We start from the raw sequence: 25,830 nt of genomic DNA on the forward strand, positions 1-25,830 counted from the left end.
AAAAAGCCGCCCTATTGCGGGCGGCCTTACCTAATTTTTATGGAAGAAGCAATCATTGGGTATGTCTGTGACTTTAGAACCGTTAACACTATATTGAAGTTTTAGTGTAAAGCCTCCGCCGGCTTCTAAAAAGTCAACGGTTATCGGATGATATCCGGATTCGAGGGCCATCTGTCCACTTTTCATGATTGGTGCATGTTGTCCGTCATTGTCTACGACCACCTGATTATGAATGCGCAAGACACCGCCGTCATCACAAGTGAAATAAAAATTATAGATTCCCTTTTCTTTTACATATAAATAACCGCAAATTTTTGCGCCAAAGGCGGGCATTTTGATGGTATCACGCAAATGGATATTCTCGATAATTTCTTTCCGTACTGTATCGCCCGTTATTGACGCTGTGTTGATAAACGTGCCTTTAAAGAACGTTGCGGTTAATCCTGGATTTATATTCTTTAGACTTTCAGAGACTCCCCGTTTCCAGGAGTCATTTTTTAGGTTTACTTGATACAATTCACTTTTTGCTCCCGAAGAAGATATTGTTGCGAAGCGTATGGTTCCTTCTTTTTTGACGATAAGTGAATCAGTTAATACCGGACTATTCTGTGTTGGTAAGCTTCCGTCAATAGTGTAATGGATAGCATTTTCCGGAAGTTCATTTTCAATTTTCAAGATGGATTGTCCATCAACAATCACCTGAGTATCGGCAAAGCCTTTTAGATCTGGCATACGGTAGCGTAGCCCCATCTTGTTCCAAAGCCCAAAGTGAGCGATTAATCTAGTTCTGTAGCTTTCATATAATGACTTGTTGGTCCAGACCCGTTCCGCTAGTGCGCTCAACCTTGGCAGAATCATAAATTCTAACCGTGCTGTCGACGGGATCATTTCCGTCCATATATTTGCCTGTGCTCCTTGGATTAGACCTGATTTTTCGTTTAAGATGTCTGAGGGGACTACGGACATATTATAGACGGCATCGAGGCTGCTGCTATTAGGCAGGTAGTCAAAATACAGGGGATTGGTCGGTGTCATGATTACCTGATGACCGCGATTGACCGCCTCCCGAGGTGCGTTTTTAACCCATCCCCGCCAATACATGACCGTCATTGATGTATCGGAGCTACCATCAAGTATTTCATCCCAACCTATACTACGTTTATTTTTCGAACGTATTAAATTATTAACACGTTTTACAAAATAGCTCTGTAGGTCATGTAGATTGGCGATGCCTTGTTCTTTCATAAAAGCCTTGGCCGCTTCTGAGTTTGACCATGAATCTTTTTCTACTTCGTCAGCGCCGATATGAATATAGGGCGATGGAAAAAGCGCAATAACTTCACTGAGTACGTTTTCAATAAATGTATAACTACTTTCTTTCCAGGGACTGATCGGTACAGAGAATTGTTTCCCCCATCCCGCCGTCTGACTGTCCAACAATAATTCAGGATAGGCCTGGGTCGCGATCATCATGTGCCCGGGCATGTCTATCTCCGGAATAATCTCGATATGTCTGCTTGAGGCGTAGGCCACGATATCTTTGATATCCTGTTGGGTGTAAAAACCGCCATATTCTTCACGTCCATTATTGACGCGTTTGAATTCCTGGGGTAGATTGAAATCTGGATTCTCTTTCGCTTTGACAAAACACGCCGAATCTTGGTTGTTATATGTCCTCCAGGCACCCTGTGATGTTAGCTTCGGGTATTTTTTTATTTCGATACGCCAACCTTGATCATCTGTAAGATGCAGGTGAAGCTTGTTGAATTTGTAGAATGACAGGAGATCAATAAATTTGTATAGATAATCTTTTGAGAAGAAGTGCCGGGCCACGTCTAATTCGACACCGCGCCATTGAAATGCCGGTTGATCTTTAATTGATACATAAGGTAAAACGATAGGGGCGTTTTGTTTAGCAAGTAGGTAGAGCTGTTGTATTGTCTGTAATCCGTAAAAAAGCCCTTGATCGGTAGAACCAGAAATTTCGATTCCTCTTTTATCAATTGTTAGTTCATAACCTTCCTTGGAAATCTTACTTTTTTTAATCAATCTTAGTGTTGCATTGGCATGTGCTGTCTTTTTTTTCGGGATGTTTCCGAACAGCGATTGACCTATCCAATGATCTAAAGAGTTTTGGGAAAAGCCGGAATCGATCCGATAGGAGAGTTCTCCCTTCGCTAGTTGAAAGAAACCTGCAGATGATTCCAGTTGTTCGGGAAAAGGGATCAGCTGAGGGATAGTTTTTTTTTCTTGCGCAAAATTGGTTTGCGGCCAATAGCATACAAATAATAAAAGGATCAGTGAAATAGCTTTAAACATGAAAGGTGTTTTTTGTGATTTCTTAATATGTTATGTGTTTAGGAGTTTGCCCAATTGCATTTATCCATTGGCGTGAATAACCCCGGAGCCAATATAAATATATTTTGCGTAAACGGAAGCAATAAAAAACTGTACTAGTAACACTGGATAATGCCTATAAGCATGTTGTTCGGAAAGCATCAATAGAACAACATTGATCGAAGGTTTTGTGTTGTTTCTACTTTGGGGTGATCGAGACTAGTTTTCAGCTATCTTTTCAAATAAACCGGGATACGTGAGGACCAACCCGCTCTCATCTACCTGAATATGAGCGGTGAAATCACTAACTATATTTTCATACAGATACTCGTGTAAATCTGTTCTTGTATAACGTTGCTGAACAGGTTTGATATCGCTGTTGATCAGGTCGATATAGATGATATCTATTTCTTTTGAATCACCAATTTTAAGCTGTAGATTGTTTATTGGCAACGTATTCGTAAATGGAGTCAAGGAGATATCTATATATTGAAAACCCTTGAAATTCGGATCGACGGAATGATTGATTTCCCAGTTGGTATCTGTTTTTCTCCCGGTGAGGGTGTTTTTGACAGCATTGACCTCGGAATCAATAAAAAACTCTTTGATCTCCCACTGCTTATTTATAATCAGTCGATAGGAGGCCGAATAAATTTTTTGCTGATAGGAACCTATTATTTTTGATGCCACAACCTGATAATCTTCATTTTCCTGTATGCTGAAATACTCTAAAGAGGGGAAAGCGATTCCCTGCCATAATAATGTTTTCATTTGATGGTCCTATATTACGTTTTATTTAACGGGCAGCATATGTCGTCGTTGTTCTTGTTCGACTTCATTCTTGACACGTTTGTTGATATTTATTTTTGCATTGATGAATGTGAAAATCACAGTTCCAAATTCTCTTGCATAGCTGTTTGTAATGGAATCCGAGCGCATACTTTGTGCAAAGTAAGGAGCTGTTTCATTCATTTCAAGCTGGTTTTCCCAGGAATTTTTTATACGGATAAGGTTGCGAAATTCATTACTGAAATCAAACCAGTTGATATAGTCAGCGTTGAAGGTTACTGCACGGATCCCAAGTTTGGAATAATAATTTATTGCGCCCGCCTGACCGTAGTTGTCACAGAGTACGAGTGTGTTTTGTGGGTTTGGAATTTTGCCATAGATGCGATCTACTTTTTGGGCGAGCTCTCGCCAACCCAACATATCCGCAAAATCTTGTGGAAGTTGATGATCCTTACCATCTTCCCAGGTCAACATGCCAATTTTACGGTATTTTTCGGGATGATTCGCGATATATCGGGGACTTCTATTGGGGAACGTCAGCATATAGACAGGAATAAAGAAAACGAGGGGTAGTGCAATTAAAAGAGGTCTCAGAATTCTACCGGTTTTATGCTCTAAAAGTGTTGAAATATAAACTGAACCAAAGGCAAAGTAAATAGGATAGATACCGATTGCGTAATAATCTTTGGCTTTTAAAAATAGAAAAACACCGATTGTAATAAAAAAAGACAAAAAAAATAAACGGTATTTTCTAAACGCGGGATAGCCTAATAAAGCATATAGTCCAAATCCGATAACAGGAAAAGTTCCGAAAAAAAATAAAAACTGGGATTGGATAAAGCTCCATCGGTTGACATTGACGAGCTGGGTTTTTGCAAGTTCTTTAAAATGAAATATAACGGGAAAATTATTCTTGTATTGCCAGATTAAATTAGGCAGGATGATTAAAAATGCAATTAGAACACTATAATAAAAATGTCTATTGAATAGTACTCTACGTTCCGGAACAGCTATAATAGCCGGTATAAGACCGAGTATTAGAAAGGCGATATTGTACTTGTTTAAAAATCCCAAAGCGAAGGCGACTGCAATAAAATACAACCATTTAAGATGTCCGCTATTTAGATACTTTAGGATAAAGTAATAAATAACTGTCCACGACAGGACATCAAAAGAATTGGGTTGGTACAGTGTATTTAAACGAAATAAAACCGAAAAAAAAACACAACATGAACCAAATATCAGTGCAAAAATACTTCCTTTGAGTGCTTCAATGGTTTTCCAGACCACAAGAATAGTTAGTGCACCAAACAGCGCAGGGAAGAATTTGATCCAGAAGATGGAACCTCCTAAAATCTTGATGAAGTAGGACAGCCAGGAAGTCAACGGTGGAACCGATAAATACCCCAAAGCCAGGTGATTGGCCTGATCTAAATGTAGAAACTCATCCCGATGTAACTCATATATTGGACTTATCAATTGATACTGGATGATAAATTTCAGCAGAATAAGGCTTACCAGAATAATGTGTTTTTTCATTTGAGAACGGATTTGTGCATAAGCACCGGTTCTATTTTCTTTCTATTGTAGATATCCGATTATCAGCTTCCATTTTTATCACTTCCGTGCGTGCTAAAGTGATCTTTTCGGAATAACTATCACCGCTTTGTTCTCTCAATTTACGAAGACCTTTTGTTCCTTCTGCTTCATAGTTGTTGACATCGAAAGTAATGGAATCCGTTGTCACATTGGCAATCCGGTATAAGGTATATAGAGACTTCCCATTTTCTTTCCGTTTGATTTCATATACATCACCTGCAATAGGATTTTCTAGGTATTTTTTCGTTTTAACGGATCCGGATATTCCTACGGCGGCAGCAGATCCAAAAAAAAGGCCGATTAGTATTAATCCGGAGAAATATCCAATCGGCGTTTTTGGCATGCCGCTTGAACGGATTGTTGTCAGGGTCTGGGGATCAATCTCGCGTTGGTAATTCACTTTTTTGCAATGATTACATACGCTAATAATCTCCGTACTATACGGAAAAATGGGGATCCAGAAGATATGGAAATATTTTACTTGTTTATAAGCATGGAGAGAGTCGGTTGTATTGCAATAATTGCAGTTTCCTACAGCTGCGTTAGGGCTGTTTTTTAATAACTTTGTTCTTGTTCCGAAAATAATCATAATTAAGATCTAAATATATTGTTCTATATTCTGGTTTAAGGGTTTTTTAGCCCGTTTTTGCGTGTTATTTAATTGGTTTGTCGATATTTTTTTTCAAAAATTATGCCATTATATTGACTCTTAGTGTGATTGATGGATACAGGGGGGTATTAATCTCAAAAGATCGTGTTTCCGGCAAGCGAGTCCAAGTATCTGAACTATTTTCGGTAACTATTTGGGAATTATTCGTGTCTGATTCGAGCTTTAACCATACCTGAGTGCAGGTATTAGGATAGTCTGGCCATCATGTGAATCTGGTTTTAGAGAGTATAACACGGACTCACCTCGGACACACTATGGAAACACCACGGATTCATCCTGACGCTGTCCCCACTACGGCACGCCGCATGCTCGGATGAAGCTCCCAGATAGAGAACTTGCCTCTTTCCAGGAGCATGGCGAAATTGTATAAAAACAGTCTTAGATCATAAGTGAAGGTCGATCGCGGACTGTTTTTGTGCATATTCATTCAAAAAACTTTAGTTATGTTGGACTATACTAAAAGTTCTGTGAATCAGCAGAAGGCCCATAACTTGACGGTAAGGGAATATTATTCAGCCTATAGTAAACACCCAATTGCGCCCTGTGATGTGTGATCTGATTTAGAGAGTGGCGAATTGCCTCATATTTTGTCCAACTCGCCAGTTGATGGCCTGCATTCTTGATCGTCCAAGTCGGAATTAAATCCTCTTCAGTTGCATTTTCTAATGCTTTTTTACCTGCCTCAAAATCTTGGTCCAGTTTTTTGAGCAATTCTTCCCGTGTCGATAGGATTGTAGGCTTATAACCGCCGTCAGCGAAATCTAATTCAGATGTTTTTAAAATGGTACTTGGCCATTCAAATACTTCTACTAAATGAGTCGCTAGCGGCATTATTTTCATGCTTTTTTCATGCGGAGCATAGTCATTCTTGCCCTCTGGGAAAAGAGCGATAAAATTTTTGGTAATCTGATACTCGTTCTCAAGTTCGGATTTCAATTGTTGAAGTGTATTCATCTCGTTTTCTAAATAAAAGTAGTTTATGTTCTAATGTTCCTTGGATTAGGCTATTCACTTATTTTTTGAGCAGCGTTTAACTTACTCTTTTTGCGTCAGCCAAACAAAGGTAATGTCAGGTATTGACAGCCTCATGTCAGTATAGCTGGAAAATTTGTTATTATTACGATTATCATATTCATCTGCATTCGACTTTACTTGCAACGATTCGAATTTAATAATGTTTGACAATATGTGAAATTATTACAAGTTATCATGTTCTGGATACTGTGGATATATAATAAAAACGCTTGAAGCGGGGAGCTTCAAGCGTTTTAATCTAACCAATTATTAACCTAAATTATGAATATAAAATAAAGCTATTTTTGTGCCAAAAGTGATTTGTACCAAGATATTATGATGTAACAATTCTGTTGTGCTAAATTTACTTTTCGTAATAAAGGTTTGCGAATGAATGGTAACATAAGGCAATTCTTTTTTGTAGAATACAAAAAAATAAGGTTAGCACATTGAAAAGACAGGTTGAAATGAGAATTATATTGTTTTTGAACCTTTTTTCAATAAAATTTTTTGTTTTAGTTGCATGTTATTGTCTTTTATATTGTTTATGACGAATATTGTTGTAGCTATTAAACAACAAACCTCAATAAATATAAAAAAATGAAAAAATTAGTATTGTTAATGACTGCGGTTATTCTTACGATCGCTGGAGCATTTGCTCAAATTCACAAGCCAGTAAAATGGACCGTAGCTAGCAAAAAGGTAAACGATAAAGAGGCAATAGTCTTTGTAAAAGCAACAATCCAAGATGGTTGGCATATCTATTCGCAAAATGTAAAGGATGGAGGGCCTATTCCGACCTCTTTTAGCTTTGCTAAAGCGACTGATTATGTACTGACAGGTAAAACTGCGGAACCCAAACCGAAAGTAAAACATGAAGAAGTATTTAAGATGGATGTTGGGTATTTTACGAATGAGGTGATCTTTCAACAAAAAGTAGCATTGAAAAAAGGAGCTGCTACAGTAAAAGGTACAGTAGAATGGCAAGCATGTGATAAATCACAATGCCTCCCGCCAGATGAGTACGCTTTTGCTGTAACGATCAAATAATAAAATATTATTTTTGTGTCGAGATAAAATATCCCATTTATAGCATTATAAATGGGATATTTTTATGATTATAATTTTTTTTTATATCCAACAAAATAAGTCGCACAGATAATACGTTAATAATGCAAATACTTTTCATAAAATAGGTTAATATATGGCTAAGACCCTAGAGTTCCCCGCTCTAGGGCTTTTTTATGTTCATCACTTTGGGCTGTGAACGAGATTTAACATTCCGTAATATTTTTCACTGTTTTAGAGAAAGAAAACCTGTGGTGTATTGAGTATCTGTTTTCTTTAGATGCCTTATGTACAAAATGTAAAGAAGAGGTCGAGACCCGACAGATTATAAAACCCTGTGTTGATAATGGAAATTTATTGAAAAATACGATCGACGTAAACATTATCTTCAGTTTATTGTTTTTTATTACACTAAACAATACGCCAGTAAATTATGATTGATTACACGTTAAACCGAAGAAAATTCATTCAGGGGGCGGGTGCTTTTTTGACACTATCAGCTTTGGAAGTGCAAGGATTTTCCATGAATGAAATGCCTAAAAAAAATATGAAGGTTGGTTTGATCGGAGCGGGATGGTATGGGAAAAGTGATCTATTTAGGCTAATGCAGATCTGCGAGGTCAACGTTGTTGCCATTTGCGACGTAGATAATAGGCATTTGCAGGATGCAGGACGATTGGTAGCGCAACGCCAGATCTCAGGTCAAATACCCAAACTGTACAAGGATTACAAGAAAATGCTTGAAGCTCATCAATTCGATCTCATTCTTATCGCTACACCTGATCATTGGCATGCGAGACAGGCAATAGACGCCATGCGTTCAGGAGCTCATATTTATTTACAAAAACCCATTAGTGTTGACGTACTTGAGGGCGATGCGATACTTCGTTGTGCTCGGGAGTATAATAAAAAGGTACAAGTAGGTACTCAACGGCGAAGCACGGCACATCTCATTCATGCTAAACAGCATATGATAGATCAGGGTCTACTGGGTAAGATATCGCATGTGGAAATGTGCTGTTATTATCCTATGAGAAAGAATGGTAACCCTGGGCTAGAACCAATTCCGGACTTTCTTGATTATGACATGTGGACTGGCCCGGCTCCTTTACGTCCTTACGACGGCTTACCCCATGGAAGTTGGTGGCGAACTTTTATGGAATATGGTAATGGTATCACGGGTGATATGGGGATGCATATGTTTGACACAGTCCGTTGGTTATTACAACTGAAATGGCCAAAGAAAATTAGCGCAACTGGTGGAATCTATGTGCAAAAAGGGGGAAAGTCAACCATATCCGATACACAGACGGCAGTATTCGAATATGATGAGCTTAATTGTGTATGGCAACATCGTACGTGGGGCAACCCTGTAGATCCTGAATATCCTTGGGCATTTATTATTTATGGAGATAAGGGAACTTTAAAAGGAAGCGTAATGAAATATGAATTTATTCCAACTGGTAAAGGTGAGCCGATAACAATGGATGTTGTTTATGAACGCGAGAAATTCCCAGCAGATCTGGAAGAACCGCGAATTGAATTGCATACGGCACCAGCCACAAGACAACATCTATTGGATCTCTTATCTGCTATAGAAAATGATCGCCTACCTGTGGCAGACATTGAGGAGGGATATATTTCCACTGCCTGTTGTATCCTTGCCAATATTTCAATGCAACTAAACAGACCATTGGTGTACGATCCGCTAAAAAAAATATGCATCGATGATCTAGAAGCAACCAAGTTGTTGAAAAGGCCATACCGCACTCCCTGGCAACATCCACATTCGTCATAGTATGAATTTCATAGGGATTAATGTTTGTTCTAAAGTGATGGTCATGTGCTTTTTTTAAGAAACTTAGGTTGTAATATAGGATCATGTAATTTTTTTTAAAAAAAAGTCTATTGTTTTTGTAGATTTTTTTTGTTTTATGCTTTTAGATCTCTATATTTGTACTATCATAATTTAGGTTTATAATTGGTTATTTAAAGGTTTTCATTCTCCCCGTTTGAAAACCTTTTTTATGCACCCCATTCGCCTTCGTTAAACCTGTCGTTTAGTACATATCTTAAGAATTTTGATCTAAAAAATTTCCCATGAATACAGCATGCTAATTTAAATTGAGGATGGACGATTAGATTGTAGTGGCTACAAAATAGTGGTTAAGGAAATAGAACGATCAATAATATACAAATCTCTGGTTGATTTAAGCAAAAGCCGTTGCAGAAAATGAATGTTTTTGTTGCGACATCAGCTAGGAAAAATCAGTATGATTTTATGTTGCGATGCTGCTGAGCGAATGTATTGTAATACATTAAAACTATTTGAATAGGAGTTGACCAATGTAGGATTATTCCGCTTTTTTGGGGAGGGTAGGTTTTATTATCTGGATTTCTTGTTGTTTCGATTGTGCAGCCTCTTTCTTTAGCTTTTGAATCTTCTTGAGTCCTTGGATAATACTAGATGCTGGAACTTCATATTTGGCAACGGCCTCATCCAATAATAAATATCCGTTCATAATTTCAGCGATTGCTAATTGAAGCCTGGTTTTAGCTGACTCTGAATTTTTATCATAACTTTTCATATTCATTATTATTTTAATTTGTGCGATGTGTATTATTCCAATCGGGATGATATCTATAACAAATATTGCTTTTTTTTTATATAGCCTAATTTTTTAATGAAAGTCATTTTTCTATTGTAGGTGTATTTTTACATCATGTAGCTTGCTCTTTACAGGTTCCTTAGCGAAATCTACTCAAACTTTGTGATTGTCTTTGGTAGAAAGAAGGATTATTCGTCATGTAAAAGACGAAGTTTAAAAAAATATGAAGAAAAATGCATTCTTGTATATTTAGTTTTCATTCGATTAAAGAACGAAAATGTAGCAAGTTTCGGATTTTATAATTTTATATTTTAAAATAGTTTTGTGTTAACTAACACATAAAACGAAATGAATATTTTTGAAGATAAAGTTATTCTCGTTACCGGAGCTAATAGAGGTATAGGCAGAGCATTAGTGAAAACACTTCTCAATCACGGAGTAAGAAAGATTTATGCCACCTGCAGGGACTTGAATACCATGCCATCATTAGACGATGATAGGATAACAGTATTATCCTTAGATATTACAAATGATGAGCAGATCACAACGATTGCTGCTCTTGCTCAAGACACTGAAATCCTTATTAATAATGCCGGAGTGATAAACGCTGGAAATATTTTGGAAGGTGATTTAGAAGGGATGGACAATGATATGTCAGTGAATTATTTTGGAACGATAAAGATGATGCGTGCATTCGCACCTATATTGAAAAAAAACAATCCATCCAAAATCATCAACATCGTCTCAATTGCAGCTTACTCGCCCTTACCATCTATTGCAGGATATGCCGCCTCGAAAGCAGCGCTTTTTTCCGCTACGCAATCTGTCCGTATCGAATTGGCTAAAGAAGGGGTTGCAGTGTATGCGATCAATCCTGGGGCCATTGATACAGATATGAATAAAGGTAGTGATTGGGACATGCCAGATCCAGAAAGCACTGCTGTAAAGATATTGGAATATGTAGCCGATGGCAAGTTCGATATCGTTCCCGATGAAATGGGGCAAGGCATGTACAATGCTTGGCGGGAGGATCCTGCGAAACTATCGAAGATTTTTTCCGATCTGTACTATGGAGAAATTAGCAAATAAGAGCTCACAAAGAAAATCTTCTCCAAGAAATATAGCTTGTGTCATTGGAGGAAAGACGATAATTTGAGAGCAGCATAACCTTGAAAGATAGTGTAGTAGTTGTGTCGCAACGTAACTAAACAAGCCCTGGTATGTAAAACTAACCAGGGCTTTCAAAACAGATTAACTGCGACTCTTGTTAAGCTTTAATAAATAAACTTGCAATATTAAGTACAGCTTCGGCAGAAAGTGGTTCGTCAAAAGACTGTGTCGCCGCATTTGTCGAAATTTTACCTATCGAGCCAAATAACGTATTGATATCCACTCTAGTAGCACTCCATTGACATCTGTTGGTGCTGAAGCACCATAAGCTTTTTTAAAGAGCTCAGCAATAAAGAATGGTAATGCAGCCAAAGTTACTTTTTTGCCCATGGAGGCCAAATTTTTAATGGCTTCTCGACGCGGACTGATGCGATGGCTGAATGCAGCACTCAAGACGACACTCGGGCTTTTGGCTATATCAAGTCCATCAGAATCTACCACCTCCTGATTAGCAAAACTGCCATTGTCGATTATATCGCGCACCCAAGCTGCATGTCGGGCTTCGACAGATACAATCTTACCTGCCAACAGAAGATAATTAGGATCTTTAATTAACCATCCAGCACCGTTATAGGCCGAAACACCAAGATCTTCAAAAGTCTTTTAGTTTATAATTTTCTGTACTTATATCCACTTACGACTTTTTATGGTACCTGGATTTTTAAATCTGTTTTTTTATATGATTTTTAAAATCGGTATTACATAAATCAGCAGATAAACTTAAATAACCAGTAATAGTATTGGTACTGCTCCTTTTTTATCTGAGGACAATACGAAAAAAAGGATAGTCGCGGAGAATTCTTGGTGTAGTCGAGAAACTAATGAACTAATCTCTTGCTTAATTCCCGATAAAATATTATCTTTTTTATAATTTTAGAACTTAGAAAGAAGAAATAGCAATGTCATTAATAGATTTATCAAAACGCGTAGCGTTGGGAATAGATATCGGCGGTACTAACACAAAATTTGGAGTGGTGAATCATCGCGGTGAAGTACTTGAAAAGGGAAGCTTAAAAACAGATGATTATGAGCATGTTGAAGAGTTTATCGATGCTTTATATGAAAAAGCCCACCCTCTTATCGAAATGTTTGGTGGTGAAAATAACTTCGATGGAATTGGAGTTGGAGCTCCCGATGCAAATTATTACACAGGTACAATAGACCACGCTCCTAATCTACCTTGGAAAGGGGTGATCCGGTTTAGTGACTTAATAACTGCTAAATTCAAAATTCCTTGTATCATTACCAACGATGCGAATGCCGCCGCCTATGGCGAAATGCTTTTTGGGGCTGCACGGGGAATGAAAGATTTTATTATGATTACCTTGGGAACAGGCGTGGGAAGTGGTATTGTTGCTGGAGGTAAGCTTATTTATGGACATGATGGATTCGCAGGAGAACTAGGACATACTATTGTCAAACCAGGAGGTAGAAAACATTGGAGTACGGGTTCAGAAGGAAGCTTAGAGGCCTATGCTTCTGCAACGGGAATTACAATTACGGCAAAAAAAATGAGGGCGGAGTTTCCTGAGTCGATGTTAAACCAATATCCTGAAGACGCGATCAATTCTAAAACCGTTCATGAGTGTGCAGAGAAAGGTGATCCAATAGCGATTGAAGTGTTTAGGTATACCGGTCAAAAATTAGGGGAGGCGTTGGCAAATTTTGTGATGTTCTCTTCACCTGAAGCTATCCTATTATTTGGTGGTGTAATTAAAGCCGGAGACTTTATTTTGAAACCTGCAAAATTACATATGGAAAGGAATCTCTTCCCCTTGTTTAGAAATAAGGTGAAGTTGGTTTTCAGTGAGCTGGCAGAAGCTGATGCCGCAATTCTGGGGGCAAGTGCTTTGGTTTGGGAAAAGTAATCAGTGGGATATTATTTGAAAAAATTAACAAATTTTGTTGATCCCGTTTATTCAATCTACAGTAACCTGGCGAGTAAAATGAAATAATCAGCATGCAGGTAAGTTCTTCGTGAAGTAAGAGAAATAAAAGGTGCTTAGAAAGATCATCAATACGATTCGGGCAATATATTCATTTGTAGGAGGGAAGTTGTGACTGTTAGCATAGTCTTAATAATTATAATTAAGACTATGCTAACAATATTGGATGAGCGTTTACGGGCGCTGTTGAGCCAAACTCTCATATATAGTATTAATCAGCTTACGTATCGGTGCATTGCGCTGCTCTGAAAACACAAATTCGTCTGCATATCGATTTACACTTCTCAGGAATTCCAGCAGATCATTGTTGTTTGAATCTTGTCCAAAATTGGCAAAACTTTCCGCCTTAGATTTTAAGTAATGTAAAAAGGGCTCTACGCTTGTATTCATTGCAGTTTCCAATTGTATCTGTTGGACTAATAATAGATAATCTTTTTCTATTTTTGGATTTACCATGGTAATGGAATTTCTTGGATTAATGTTTTAAACGCTTCATCTCTGACTACTAAAGGTATGAACAATTGGATTTCACCACCAGGGAGATGCGGATTGATGATACCTTGAGCGATAGGCTGCCTCGCCGTCACACCCGACCAAACTTTTAATGCGTTTTGCTGTGGTACGGTGTAGATATAAAATTTGCTAAAGTTATTCCATGCCGGCTGTACAGCTGTTCCTCCAATGACTGCACCAATAGAGCTGGGTGGTTTTTCTGTCCAATATCCACCAGCAGGATTACCACCGGTAACGCGATATATTTTAGTTCCCGCGGGGAGTTCTCTAGCCTCGGCACTGACAAAGTTTGCAGCTTCAATCGCTGGGAGATCAAGCGCTGGATCGCCCCATGCTGTATGTTTTTTACCCGATGTTGCTCCATTGGCTACATAATCTGATTTAGCAATTCCTGGAATATTATCCCAATCTGCAATATATACGCGTTGATGGTAGATACTTTGGGCTGTTTCCAAATTTTTGAATAGCTCAGCTTTCTGGGTTGTTTTTGAAAATGCTTTTTTAAGCTTCTCCTGATCAAGACCTTTTTCAATCCAGGTATTTAATTTACTTTTCGTTCCGGCGCCAAGTGACGATTCCAGATCATTCATCCAAGCTGTCGAATTTTCTACCTCTTCATTGACGATGTCATCACCGGAAGAACAGCTGGTTATAAAATGTGAGGAAGAGATCAAAGAGAGTATTAATAAGCACTGAAAAAAGTTTGTGATAATCTTTCTCCCTTTTTTAATGTAAGTTGATTGCATGGTAACTGAATGTTTAATTTTTGTTTTATTTATGGTTTGTTGTGGTATTAGTTTAATACTTTTATTAAGATGTAAAACTAGAAATTTTAATCTTGTATTCAAAGTTAAAATTTATGTTTTTTATTAATTTTTTGGTTATAAATTACAACTTAGTTGTTTCCATAGAAAAAGCGATCTTATTACTTCTTGTCAAAGACAGCCTTTGTAAAGGCCAAGAAAACTGGAGCGCATGACTCAGTCGGATGGTTTCGTTTAGAGACGCCTTTTGACCTCATTAATTTTCCTGTATCAAAGGGCATAGTATTTGCTTATCAATTTTTTGAAAACTAAAGAACTAAACAAAAAAATTAAATTTAAATAGATGAAAAAAACCATTTTACTTTTTGTGCTGTTATGTACAGCTTTTTTTTCAAGGGCAGATCAACTCCACGCTCTGACACAGGCACAGGCAGAGAAAGCTGTCGGATATCTTAAAAAAGAACCAATTGTCATTTTATGGTGCAGTTGTTGCGATAATGAAACACCTAAGAAAATTACCGTTAATGAAGTCTTCTACAAGAAATATCCTGATGGAAAATATTATTCTGTCGTATTGAAGGGTAGGGATGAAAGTGGAAAGGAAGTTGAAGAATCTTTAGATCTTGCTTATGTTTTTGTAAAAAAAGGTAAGAAAGCAAAAAGCTTGGGTAAAGTATTAAAGTTTGAGTGTGACCCCTGTACACAACCGTTTGAATGGTCTATTTAAGATATTCTTAAAATGAACTTTTGCAAACCATCAAGAAGTGTAGTCTAATGTCTTTACCTCTTGTCTATTTTCATAGATAAAAGAGGAAGAAAATAGTTACAGTTGCTATTGTAGGCAACCGTACTATTTGGTAAAGCTTGGTACGAAATGCATAGCTTGAAGCTAAATTCGAGGGATTGAAGCCCAGCTAATTTTGATCTTTTCTGTAATAAAAAATCCTCCCGAGATTTTAACCTAGGGAGGATTTAAGTGCGGAAGAAGGGACTCGAACCCCCACGCCTCGCGGCGCCAGATCCTAAGTCTGGTGCGGCTACCAATTACGCCACTTCCGCATTAGGATGCTTTTGATACCGCAAATATAGAAACGAAACCTATATCTTACAAATGTTCTTTTTCATATTTCTTGTATCAGACACATTATGAGCTAAATATTTTCAATAGGCATCTCCGGTGCTCTTGATCAACGGGCTGGAAGATCGCTACGGAAGGATACTTGATAGATTTCTCGACAATGTGAATAATGCTCCCGTTTATTGAGACATTTGTAGATTGAGTGCTACCAAAATGGAGATAGGATGGGAAATATAAAGGTTTGGCGCGATATACGTTAATAGAATATATCGTATATTGCTAGTCAATTTAAACCAAATAATTAGTTATCAAATGAAAAGATTAATCTGTATAATTTTAGCTACTACCTTTATTTTCTCCGGCTGCATAGGGAAAAAAGGACAGCCGGACAGCACGGATTGGAGGTCATTATTTAATGGAAAAGACATCAAAGATTGGTTTGTTAAAATTCATCATCATGAGGTTGGTGTAAATTTTGGGAATACCTTTAGTGTTGAGGATGGAATTATTAAGATCCGATATGATCAATATGGAGATTTCAACGATCAGTTTGGCCATTTATATTATAAAACACCATTTTCTTATTATCACTTAAAGTTTGAATATCGATTTGTCGGCGATCTTCACAAAGGGGCGCCTTCTTATACGTTACGGAATAGTGGAGTCATGTTTCATTCGCAGGATCCTCGAACAATGTTAAAAGAACAGGATTGGCCAATCTCCGTCGAAATGCAACTTTTAGGAGGCTTGAGCGATGGTAAGCCGCGACCTACAGGTAATATGTGCTCCCCGGGGACAAATGTGGTTTATAAAGGCAAGATAGCTTCTTCACATTGTCTAAATTCGACTTCCAAAACCTATGATGGTGATCAATGGGTTCGAGGTGAATTGATTGTACTGGGGGATTCATTGATAAAGCACATCATTAATGGCGATACTGTTCTCGAATACTCGAAACCGCAGATCGGAGGTGACGTCGCGAATCGGTACGATCCGAAAATTAAGATCGATGGTAAGTTGTTGGCCAGTGGATATATCGCATTACAAAGTGAGGGGCAACCCGTAGACTTTAAGAATATCTGGATCAAAGAATTAGCCCAGCCAAAGAAATAAAACTATATGATTTTGTTCAACAGATTTTGGCTTTCCCAAAACACAAATAACAGCAAGGATGACACAGACCTCATCTTTGTCTTAGCGATCTTCGGTTTATATTGAACAGTAGCGAGTAGTTGCTTATATCTTTTTCAGCAGTGTCATTCCGAAGCCCGGGCTGGAAGGTGGGATCAACTTTCCAGCCTTAATGCTGTATTCCGATAAGTCGACATCCTCTGATGTGCTTGTAATACCTTCAATAGTGACCGTATTCCCAAGTCCACCGGCCAAGTGGGCTGTGTAGTAGCTTTTGAGGAGTGAGCCCCAAGCGTGAGGAGATGCCTTGGCTCCCAAGTTTTTCAACTCAGGCATTAACCTTCTCCAATTTGTAAATCCGAGTCCTTCAATATCGGTTAAGTGCACGTCCAGCAGTTTTTTTGTGAAAAGCTCATTCAATAAAGCTGGGTTGGGGTCAGCCTCACCATCTGCCAACAACGTATTGATGCCTTCTGTCTGGATATAGTTTTTTAATTTTTGATAATCTGCCACCGTTTCGTGAAAAGGTTCTTCTATCCAGAAAAGATTTACCGAAGAGATGCCTTTGAGATAGTCGATAAATTGGTCAATCGTAAATCCATTGTTGCCGTCCACTAGAATACCGCAGTCTGGAAAGGCTGCTGCTACAGCTTTCGTGACCTCAATATCCCGCTGTAAGCCTTGCTGAAAAGGCATCCATTTATGGCCGCGGCCTATCTTCAACTTGAACTGCCTGTAGCCAACATTATAGTCGTAATGGCATTCCTCCAAAATGCGGTCTATTCCCGCGGGTTTATCACTAGGTTCCAGGTCATCGAAATAGATCATGCCACTGTAATAATCTGTGGTAAAAGGGGTTTTGTTGCCCAGCAACTCATATACTGGTTTCTGTAATATTACTCCAGCCAGATCATGGAGCGCAATATCAAACGCGATGTGGTTGTCATTTATCGTACCAACTTGGGATGCGAAGAGTTCAGAAACCTTTTTACCTATCAATCTGCTTGCGATTTGTTCGGCCTCCTGTCTTGATCCGCGCAGCGACGCCCAGCCCATTGCCCCCTTATCAGTTCTGATACTGCATATCGTGACTTCTGGGCCATAGCCGTGGAGGTCAAGCCGTGCATTTTTTCCAACCAAACGTGGATATTTCAGCTGTACGGTGGAAAACCGAATATCTTGTATCCTGTGGTAGGATAGTTCGCTGTCATCGTTATTTCTATCCAATAAATCTTTTAAGAACATTCCGTAGCCACGACCACTGTATAATGTTGCAGATATAATGCCCAAATTTAAGGTTTGTAAAAAAGCTTTCCTTCTCATACTAAGTTTATTTTTTATTGGTTATCCCACTTCCTTTATGATAGAGATTATTTTTATCACAGTGCGCTTCCGTTGGACCATAAGGTTAACCAAGGGAATTTTGTAATACTACTACAAATTACAGCTATTATAATTATCTGAGTATCTATGTTGTATCATTTTATGTGCAAATTGTATCAAAAATTATATCGCATTGCACTACGAGAACTATTTTGTTTTTGTGAAACTAGCAAATAAGTTTTTCTTTTCTGTTTTTGCGCAGACCGTTGACGTGTCCTAGGATACATCAACAGTCTGAGCTTTTTATTTTATAAATAAATGCATATATGCATCTAAAGAAACATATCCGTATGAATAAGTTTGCAGATCTTGATATGAGTATCTTCTACTTTAAGAGAAGGCCATTTGTTGTTATGGATTTACTTAATGAGAAAATTTATTTTAACGAAAACGGATTGGAATGGTTACGTACCGAAAAGCAACTTGAATTGTCCAATCAATGGATTCGAAGTAAATATCTGCCATCCAAAAATTGGGTCGGACTTGCTTTAAACAATAAGAATAATGGGTTGGTGATAAAGCTGATAGACGAGTTTTATTTAGCCACATCCCGTATGTTACTCGGAAATTAGTTGAACTTTTTTTAACACGTATTACTTGCCTGATTTTTTCATAATAGCACAGTTCCGCCTATTGTGTTGTGTTCCGCTGCGCTCTAAGGCCCGCTATATCATGCTATTTGTTGAATTAATTTGCCAGTCTGAGGTCAATTTGAAAAAACTGTGGTATAATTTTAAAGGAATTGTTTTGCCGGGCTTAACTTTTCTATTTTTGGGAAAACTTAAGCCCTAGTGAAAAGATATCTTACCCTACTCTGCCTTTTATTTTTAACGCTAACGGGACATGCTCAAAAAGCTATCTTAACCGGAACTGTTAAAGACTCCATTGCTCATTTACCTGTGTCATTTGCAAGTATTGTACTTATTGATGCCCAGGGGGCAGTGGTGGATGGTATAGTTGCCGATTCTGTTGGTAATTTTCGTTTTTTGAATCTGAAAAAGGGAAGATATACTGTGGTAGTCAAGTTTATTGGTTACAGTCAGAAGAGTCTGTTTGTGGATATTGATGGTAGAAGTGGCGTCGATCTACATGAAATAGCACTAGCAACAGGGGATAACAGATTGGCGGAAGTAAAGATTACGGGCGGGCTCATTACACAAAAACACACAGGAGATAGACAACGTTATGAAGCTAGCCAATATAAAAATGCTGTGGGAGGGACGGCTTTGGATATTATCAAAAATCTGCCTTCAGCTTCCGTCGATGTGAATGGGAATATTAGTATGCGGGGAAATAGTGGTATTATTGTACTTATCAATGGTAAACCTTCTTTCCTGGATCCCGCAACTATTTTAAACCAGATCGCGGCCAATGACGTTCTTGAAGTAGAATATATTACCAGCCCTTCGGCTCAATATGATCCAGATGGTAAAGGTGGTATTATCAATATCAGAACTAAACGAAGGACAACAGACGGACTCGTTTGGGTATTCAATCTTCAAGGGGGATTACCTAGTATCAAGGATTACAATAACATTAAAAATCAAAGGCGATTTGGTGGAGATGCGTCTTTCCAATTCAAAAGAAATAAATTAGAACTGAATGGTTCGGCGAATTACCTACGTAACGATAACGCAGGTTATAGGGAAGGTGATGTGTATACCATAGTTGGTGATCGACAAACTTTTTTTCCTTCCAAGGGTGAGCGCAGTTTTGATAAATATAATTTTGGAATAAGACTGAACGCTGCATACGAAATATCACAAAAACAGCAGGTCAGTTTAGGCTTCCTAGCATCGCGTAAATTTCAGGATCGCCTTGCCGATATATATTATACAAACCGCACCGTACAACCCTCAGATGGCAGGGAGCTTTCGGCAGTAAATTATTTTAATTCCAATCTCCAGAATAAACAGGGGGAATTTTATCTCATCGACTTCAATTATATAAATAGATTAAGTGCAAGCCATTCCTTACAGATTGGTGCGATTTACGAATACGCGAATATATATGGATCCACCAAAAATGCGAATATCGAACAAGTGATTGATACTATTCAATCGACTAATAATAATTACACTAATCCTTTGCGTGGCTTAAGATTGTCACTACAGCATACCTGGAAATTATCACATGGCGAGTTGTTAAATGGTTACCAATTGAGAAATGATCGACAAAAGGGAAGCTTCGAATATGTTGCTACCAAAGAGGGAAGTCGTGTGCCGGTGCTCATTCCCGAATTTACAGGTAAGTTAAATGCCAATAATACTGTTCATGCAATTTTTAGCCAGTACGACCACAAATTGAAAAGGACACAATTATCTTTTGGACTCCGTTATGAATACTATCAGCGTGACGTCCTTTTAGTCAATACAGGGAAGGAGTATCCTTACTCTACCCATCAATTGTACCCAACTTTCAATTTAATCCATGAGTTATCTAAAAGTTGGTCTTGGAAGATTGCTGCTGCCAGAAGAGTTCAGCGAAACAATAATTTCGAGCTAAACCCGATACCAGAACGTGAACACTCGGAAACATTGGAACAAGGTGATCCTAACCTTGTTCCAGAATTTACCTTTAATATCGAGACTGGTATTGTCAAGAGGCTGAAAGGAGGTAGTCTTTTTCTGAATGCTTATTACCAGCACACGAAAAACCCAATCCAGCGTGTAAATTCAGTCTATGCAGATACTATCCTCAACCGGGTATTTACAAATGCGGACTATGCCAACCGTTGGGGGACGGAAATTGGCGGGGAGGGGAAATTATTTTCTTGGTTAAAACTGAACGGCGGATTGAACTTGTATCGTTATAAAATCTCGGGAAAGGTGCTGGATTATTTAGAGACAAGAAGTAATAGCGACTGGGTATACTCTTTAAATGCCGGAGCCCAAGTCGATCTTCCAAAAGAGTGGAGCGTAGGTATGCAGGTAAACTATCTTTCTGAAAAGCCAACTGTACAAGGAAAGGACGCTCGATTCGTGGCGCCTCATTTGAATTTAAGCAAAGACTTTTTGAAAGGTGCAATCAAGGCACAGCTGCAGTGGCAGTTCATTGAGCTTGGTAAATGGGGTGTAAACGAACAGCGCATTACGACATCTTCAAGCGATTTTTTTACGACCACCAATTATATTTATGAAAAGAATATCATAATGGTCAACCTTGGTTTCAACTTTCACAAATTGAATCAACTTTCCAAACTACCTAAGAGCGAATTTGGTGAAAAAGAATTTTAGTTGTGCTGGTTCTTAAATTCAGAAGGAGTTATACCCGTATATCGTTTAAAATATTTTGAGAAATTCGATTTGTCTGAAAAACCCAAAGAAAAAGCAATTTCAGCAATAGAGTTGTTCGTATAAAAAATAAGCCTTTTAGCTTCTTTTATAATATAAATCGCCAATATCTGGGAAGCAGTATTATTGGCGTTTTTTTTGCAAGCAGCGCTCAAATTTTGAGGGCTGGTATAAAGGAGGTCTGCGTAGTATGCGACATGATTTATAATCTTTCCATTTGTGTTTAATAATTCAATAAATCGGACATACAAGTCATTGGATATTGAAGTAGTTTGCTCTATTTTTTCCGTGTCTTCGAGAATTTTTGCCAAAAAAGATCTGAACAATCCTTCCTGACATATTCGATTTTCTTCCTGTGACATCATTTCAAGAAGAGTCGGTATGATCCCATTTTTTTTTAGATATATAACGTCAAACTTACTTATTTCGTCGACCATCCTCGCAATTTCAAGATCTAAGCTTAGGTCTAGAAATAATTTTTTAATCAACAAGACGAATCCTTCGATAGGCGCGACTAACTCCCAATGATGTACACATTCTTTTCTGATGATTAATATACAAGGTGTTTTGATCGGACTTTCCCAACCATCGATGACATGTTTCCCAGAGGTCTTGGATAAAAATACCAGTTCTAGATACCCATTGTGTCGATGTGGTTTGGTTATCGCTTTTGAATTGTCGAAAGCCGCAACCTTTAACACTTTTTGAGGTTCGAGTTTATCTTTTACAATGATTTTTTTGCCGATCACGTAATTTTAGTTTGGTGAGTAAAAATAAAAGAAATCATTATAAATACTAGTGTGTTTAAAAATAAAAATCCTTGTTTCTTGATGGTGAAGTTCCGATGACGTAAGCACCGGAATATTTGGCGATTTGGACAACGATATGCCCAACACCACCAGTAGCATGGATCAGTATGCGATCCCCCTTTTTGACCTTTGCAACATCACCCAGAGCTTGGTACGCTGTTGATCCTACTATCGGAATACCTGCTGCCTCGGAGTATGTGATAGCAGATGGATTGAATTCGAGATGAGATTCTGATGAAGCTACAAATTTAGCGTATGCTTTTCCGTTACCAAAAAAATGACTCTTCCAAATACCTCGTCGCCTCGTTTAAATCCGTTAGCTTGCACTCCTATTTCAATGACTTTTCCAGAATATCCCAACCAAGTAAGATTTTATTTTTCACACCTTACAGCCACTCCAATACTCCTTCATAGGCTCTCGCTTTCACATCCACGGGATTTATACCAATAGCTTTAAGTTTCACTAATACTTCATCCTGTTTTATATTTGGTTTGGGCATATCCATCAAACTGAGATCATTAATACTTCCCGCTTTGTCCAAAATTATTGTTTTCATTTTTAGTCGTTAATTTACTACAAAAGTAATATGCAACTATACGTGTGACAAGTATGCCCTTTTTTGGTGTTTTACATACTAAAACTAAACTATTAATGATTATCAGATAGATAAAATTTAATAAAAGAGAACGGATCACTATAAATCCTATTGTCTATAATTTTTTATTAGACTGTTGCTTAGTTACTCCGCGAAATTGGTCGACAGCTGGAAAAATAAATCTACAACATTAAATAAGAAAACAATCTAGTTAGTTGCCTGTTATTTTAGTATAGCAATTTTTTAGATATTGAGGCTGTTAACCTTTAATGCTTACTATGGATAAGATTTTTTCGACGTTGCATCAATATTGTGAATTAGTGATTCTCATGGTGCTTTCGTTAATTTATTTAATCGGATCTTGCGAAAAAGAGACCTTTTGGTAGTTACTAAAGACAATATGCCGTTTATAAGTGTTTCGAAGAAGTAACTGAATATATTGTTGACGCTGGTGTAAAAACGCTGTTCGAAAATTATAACGAGAAGTTATATTATGCTTTTGTAGTAGGATTTATAGTTATAGCAATTCAACAACCGTCGGGATCATGCTGGGGCTATCTTCGCCGTTGAGGATTCTTTAAAATGATAGTAATATATATGAAGCTGATTCTTTCAATAATTAAATTAAGTGTACCTTTTAGCGCTTTTTTGGTATTGGTTCCCGAGTTAACGTCTGCTCAGCAATTTACCTTATCAGAATGTATCGAAAAAGCAGGACAAAATAACACCCTTGTCAAAATAGCCAAACAGTCGCTTGAAACAAGGGAGAAACTCCTTGAATCCAATAAAAATAATTATCTGCCAAAAGTAGACCTGCTGGGTGGTTATAATTATATCGGAAAGCCGATCGAAGTCAATTTGCAACAGGTCAAAGAAGGGATCGTCGAGGGAACGGCAAACCAAAATCTGAACACGGCGAATACCATTTTCCAACAGATCACCGGAAATCAGTTGCCGCAGTCGATCCAGGATGTTGTGTACCAGACATCCAAAGATCTGGTGAATGCTATTTACCCCAATTATAACCCCAAAATAAGTAAACAAAGCTATTTTCTTGCCGGACTGGTGCTGCGTCAGCCTATTTATGCCGGAGGTAAGATCAAAGCTTCACAGGAACTTTCTGCCCAACAGGTTGAAAGCGGAAATGCAAATCTGGCATGGGCCAGAAATCTGTCCGTCTACAATATTGCCTTACAATATATTCAAATCTTGTATTTGAACGCTATGATTGAGAAACAACAAGATATTGTGGCGGCACTGCAACGCAATGAAAAATTTGCTCAGAGTCTCCTCAGCGCAGATGTGATACCACCTTATCAGAAAAATTGGGCTGATATTGCCCGGGTGCAGGGAGAAACTAATCTGAAGAGTCTTAATCTTGAAAAAAACAATGCACTGCTAACCTTAAAAGACTTAATGGGGATTGGGCTGGATGAACCTTTGGAAATAACGCAAAAAATAAATGAAGAAATGCATGTACCCGCTTTCTTGGATCCGACAAACAACACGGACCTGAAATTATTGGAGAGTAAAAAATCCGAAGCAAAAATTGGACTCAAGGTAAGTAAATCTTTCTCCAGACCAAATGTGTTTGCGATTGCCAACTATCAGTTTTTTAGGAAAGACCTGCCCCTGGTCACTCCACCATGGCTTGTTGGGGTTGAATTTCAGTGGACACTGTTCGATCCGGAACGTAAATCCAGAAATCATGCAGCCGAGTCGCTCGTCAAGGAAACAGACCTGTTGATCGAACAAAAACAGCAAGCTGTAAATCTTGCTGCGCGGGTAACACAAAATAAACTGATCAGTCTCAAGGAGCAATGTGAAACATTTAATGCCTCGCGAAAGCAATCCTATACAACAAGTGAAATGGTTGAAAAACGAATGCAGAATAGCCTGTCATCTGTTAAAGATGTAAATGACGCACTCCAGCTTCAGTATGAAACAGAGAAATTGTACCACACTTCATTGGTGACCTATAATACGGTACTTGCAACTTATTTCTATATCATTGGCGATGCGCAGGGTATAACGAGTTTTGTGCATTAAACTGGAAGAATATGAAAAAATTTATAAAAAACTACTGGGCCGTTTTTATTCCCATCATTGTCCTGACAGTAGCGCTCATTTACCTTTTGAAGGGTAAATCACCCAAAGAGCAGGGCCATACGATCATTGGCATGGTAGACGCCGAATTTGTTGATGTTTCTGCTTCTCTGCCCGGTCGATTGGTCGACTTGAAGGTAAAGGAGGGCGACAAGGTAGAGGAAGGTCAGCTTGTCGCTCAGCTGAAAACAACGGAAATCGAAACGATCCAATCGCAGGTGGCCGGTGCTGTTGCGATCGCTCAAAATCAGCTTGACAAGGTCAACCGTGGGGTCGAACCTGAAGTGTTGGCTTCAGCAAAAAATCTGCAACAGATAGCCAAAGAACAAATGAACCTGATGTCCAAAACCTATAGCCGCTTTCAGAACCTGTATGGCGAAGGAGTGATATCCGGACAGGAAAGAGATATTGTATATTTCAAATACAAAGCAGCACAAAAAGAACTTGAAACTGCCAATCTGAATGTACAGCTGCTACAGCGAGGGGCGAACGATGAACTGAAGAATTCGGCTCAGACGGTGTTACAACAGGCGAGGGATGCTGACAGACTAGCGCAGGAAATTAAAGACAACGCTAGTCTTAGGGCGCCGGCTGCAGGCAAGATCTCGACATTGATCTCCAATACGGGCGAAATGGTGAATGCGGGTTATCCCATTATGACTATTCAAAAGGACAATTCTTTTTTTGTGAAATTTAATCTCCGTCAAAATCAGATGGATAAGATTGATAAGGGCATGCTGGTGCACATGAATATCCCGGGCTGCAAACCTGAAAATATCGCCGGTACTGTAACCGAACTTGCACCTGCTCTAGGATATGCGGATTGGGTGCCGGAAAAACAAAACGGCGAATTTGAACTACGTACCTTTCAGATAAAAGTGAAACCGAAAGATTTGAACGCAATCACTGGACTTCGTTCGGGAATGACGGCGCAGTTAATATTACCCTAAATCCC

Annotated in this window: 22 protein-coding genes, 1 tRNA gene and 2 pseudogenes; 10 read left to right on the forward strand and 15 right to left on the reverse strand. The window is 38.4% G+C overall.

Translation table 11 applies throughout. The features are described from left to right. Positions 1-30: 30 nt before the first annotated feature. From B4A24_RS20465 to B4A24_RS20490, 7 genes and pseudogenes are all read right to left on the reverse strand, one after another. Positions 31-2,319, reverse strand: coding sequence for a family 20 glycosylhydrolase (locus tag B4A24_RS20465; RefSeq protein WP_293946823.1), 2,289 nt, complete (start codon positions 2,317-2,319; stop codon positions 31-33). 237 nt (positions 2,320-2,556) lie between these two features. After that, entirely contained in the window at positions 2,557-3,108 is a 552-nt protein-coding gene (locus B4A24_RS20470) for a putative glycolipid-binding domain-containing protein (RefSeq protein WP_293946824.1), read from the reverse strand. A gap of 21 nt (positions 3,109-3,129) precedes the next feature. Next, positions 3,130-4,665, reverse strand: coding sequence for a glycosyltransferase family 39 protein (locus tag B4A24_RS20475; protein ID WP_293946825.1), 1,536 nt, complete (start codon positions 4,663-4,665; stop codon positions 3,130-3,132). A 31-nt stretch (positions 4,666-4,696) separates the two neighbouring features. Next, positions 4,697-5,125, reverse strand: a complete 429-nt coding sequence (locus B4A24_RS20480) for a hypothetical protein (RefSeq protein WP_349681741.1) — start codon at positions 5,123-5,125, stop codon at positions 4,697-4,699. 6 nt (positions 5,126-5,131) lie between these two features. After that, positions 5,132-5,314: pseudogene (locus B4A24_RS23940) on the reverse strand (hypothetical protein); the annotation flags it as partial. Between the two features lie 352 nt (positions 5,315-5,666). Then, positions 5,667-5,822 carry a hypothetical protein gene (locus tag B4A24_RS20485; RefSeq protein ID WP_293946827.1) on the reverse strand — a complete coding sequence of 52 codons (156 nt, stop codon included), beginning with the start codon at positions 5,820-5,822 and terminating at the stop codon, positions 5,667-5,669. Positions 5,823-5,851: 29 nt separating this feature from the next. Continuing rightward, positions 5,852-6,349 (reverse strand): DinB family protein, encoded by a 498-nt coding sequence (locus tag B4A24_RS20490; RefSeq protein WP_293946828.1) that lies wholly within the window; start codon positions 6,347-6,349, stop codon positions 5,852-5,854. Positions 6,350-7,009: 660 nt separating this feature from the next. Here B4A24_RS20490 and B4A24_RS20495 point away from each other — a divergent pair. After that, complete coding sequence (locus B4A24_RS20495) at positions 7,010-7,459, forward strand: protein-disulfide reductase DsbD N-terminal domain-containing protein (RefSeq protein WP_293946829.1); 450 nt, start codon at positions 7,010-7,012, stop codon at positions 7,457-7,459. Between the two features lie 451 nt (positions 7,460-7,910). Then, positions 7,911-9,275, forward strand: a complete 1,365-nt coding sequence (locus tag B4A24_RS20500; protein ID WP_293946830.1) for a Gfo/Idh/MocA family protein — start codon at positions 7,911-7,913, stop codon at positions 9,273-9,275. A 556-nt stretch (positions 9,276-9,831) separates the two neighbouring features. Here the strand turns inward: B4A24_RS20500 and B4A24_RS20505 are convergent. Beyond that, positions 9,832-10,065: a hypothetical protein gene (locus tag B4A24_RS20505; RefSeq protein WP_293946831.1), complete on the reverse strand. Its 234-nt coding sequence runs from the start codon at positions 10,063-10,065 to the stop codon at positions 9,832-9,834. A gap of 369 nt (positions 10,066-10,434) precedes the next feature. Here B4A24_RS20505 and B4A24_RS20510 point away from each other — a divergent pair, with 369 nt between their 5' ends. Then, positions 10,435-11,175: an SDR family oxidoreductase gene (locus B4A24_RS20510; protein ID WP_293946832.1), complete on the forward strand. Its 741-nt coding sequence runs from the start codon at positions 10,435-10,437 to the stop codon at positions 11,173-11,175. A 273-nt stretch (positions 11,176-11,448) separates the two neighbouring features. On the opposite strand, the pseudogene B4A24_RS20515 reads toward B4A24_RS20510, so the two are convergent. Further along, positions 11,449-11,844, reverse strand: a pseudogene (locus tag B4A24_RS20515) (ferritin-like domain-containing protein); the annotation flags it as partial. Positions 11,845-12,155: 311 nt separating this feature from the next. On the opposite strand from B4A24_RS20515, the gene B4A24_RS20520 reads away from it, so the two are divergent. Continuing rightward, positions 12,156-13,124: an ROK family protein gene (locus B4A24_RS20520; protein WP_293946833.1), complete on the forward strand. Its 969-nt coding sequence runs from the start codon at positions 12,156-12,158 to the stop codon at positions 13,122-13,124. Positions 13,125-13,376: 252 nt separating this feature from the next. Here the strand turns inward: B4A24_RS20520 and B4A24_RS20525 are convergent, their stop codons facing one another. Together B4A24_RS20525 and B4A24_RS20530 are read right to left on the reverse strand one after the other, a co-directional pair. Next, positions 13,377-13,658 carry a hypothetical protein gene (locus B4A24_RS20525; protein WP_293946834.1) on the reverse strand — a complete coding sequence of 94 codons (282 nt, stop codon included), beginning with the start codon at positions 13,656-13,658 and terminating at the stop codon, positions 13,377-13,379. Next, positions 13,652-14,461 (reverse strand): hypothetical protein, encoded by an 810-nt coding sequence (locus tag B4A24_RS20530; protein ID WP_293946835.1) that lies wholly within the window; start codon positions 14,459-14,461, stop codon positions 13,652-13,654. The genes B4A24_RS20525 and B4A24_RS20530 overlap by 7 nt, the downstream gene beginning before the upstream one ends. Before the next feature lie 361 nt (positions 14,462-14,822). Between B4A24_RS20530 and B4A24_RS20535 the strand changes: the two genes are divergently transcribed. Continuing rightward, positions 14,823-15,206, forward strand: a complete 384-nt coding sequence (locus B4A24_RS20535) for a hypothetical protein (RefSeq protein WP_172392804.1) — start codon at positions 14,823-14,825, stop codon at positions 15,204-15,206. A gap of 250 nt (positions 15,207-15,456) precedes the next feature. On the opposite strand, the gene B4A24_RS20540 is transcribed toward B4A24_RS20535, so the two are convergent. Next, a tRNA-Leu gene (locus B4A24_RS20540) sits at positions 15,457-15,538 on the reverse strand. 331 nt (positions 15,539-15,869) lie between these two features. On the opposite strand from B4A24_RS20540, the gene B4A24_RS20545 reads away from it, so the two are divergent. Then, positions 15,870-16,670 carry a 3-keto-disaccharide hydrolase gene (locus tag B4A24_RS20545; RefSeq protein ID WP_293946836.1) on the forward strand — a complete coding sequence of 267 codons (801 nt, stop codon included), beginning with the start codon at positions 15,870-15,872 and terminating at the stop codon, positions 16,668-16,670. 123 nt (positions 16,671-16,793) lie between these two features. Here B4A24_RS20545 and B4A24_RS20550 read toward each other — a convergent pair whose 3' ends face one another. Further along, positions 16,794-18,011, reverse strand: coding sequence for an enolase C-terminal domain-like protein (locus B4A24_RS20550; protein WP_293946837.1), 1,218 nt, complete (start codon positions 18,009-18,011; stop codon positions 16,794-16,796). A 350-nt stretch (positions 18,012-18,361) separates the two neighbouring features. Here B4A24_RS20550 and B4A24_RS20555 point away from each other — a divergent pair, with 350 nt between their 5' ends. Together B4A24_RS20555 and B4A24_RS20560 are read left to right on the forward strand one after the other, a co-directional pair. Then, positions 18,362-18,643, forward strand: a complete 282-nt coding sequence (locus B4A24_RS20555; protein ID WP_293946838.1) for a hypothetical protein — start codon at positions 18,362-18,364, stop codon at positions 18,641-18,643. 219 nt (positions 18,644-18,862) lie between these two features. Then, the gene (locus B4A24_RS20560; RefSeq protein ID WP_293946839.1) at positions 18,863-21,307 is read left to right on the forward strand and encodes a TonB-dependent receptor; all 2,445 of its coding nucleotides are present in this window, start codon (positions 18,863-18,865) and stop codon (positions 21,305-21,307) included. Here the strand turns inward: B4A24_RS20560 and B4A24_RS20565 are convergent. After that, the gene (locus tag B4A24_RS20565) at positions 21,304-22,113 is read right to left on the reverse strand and encodes an AraC family transcriptional regulator (protein ID WP_293946840.1); all 810 of its coding nucleotides are present in this window, start codon (positions 22,111-22,113) and stop codon (positions 21,304-21,306) included. The genes B4A24_RS20560 and B4A24_RS20565 overlap by 4 nt on opposite strands. Positions 22,114-22,559: 446 nt before the next feature. Next, positions 22,560-22,730, reverse strand: a complete 171-nt coding sequence (locus tag B4A24_RS20570; RefSeq protein WP_293946841.1) for a hypothetical protein — start codon at positions 22,728-22,730, stop codon at positions 22,560-22,562. Positions 22,731-23,366: 636 nt separating this feature from the next. On the opposite strand from B4A24_RS20570, the gene B4A24_RS20575 reads away from it, so the two are divergent. Together B4A24_RS20575 and B4A24_RS20580 are read left to right on the forward strand one after the other, a co-directional pair. Continuing rightward, positions 23,367-24,818 carry a TolC family protein gene (locus B4A24_RS20575; RefSeq protein WP_293946842.1) on the forward strand — a complete coding sequence of 484 codons (1,452 nt, stop codon included), beginning with the start codon at positions 23,367-23,369 and terminating at the stop codon, positions 24,816-24,818. An 11-nt stretch (positions 24,819-24,829) separates the two neighbouring features. Continuing rightward, a complete protein-coding gene (locus B4A24_RS20580; RefSeq protein ID WP_293946843.1) occupies positions 24,830-25,825 on the forward strand; it encodes an HlyD family secretion protein in 996 nt (331 codons plus the stop codon). Positions 25,826-25,830: the final 5 nt, after the last annotated feature.

The organism is Sphingobacterium sp. UBA7249 (assembly GCF_002472835.1).
GTDB classification, from domain to species: Bacteria; Bacteroidota; Bacteroidia; order Sphingobacteriales; family Sphingobacteriaceae; genus Sphingobacterium; species Sphingobacterium prati.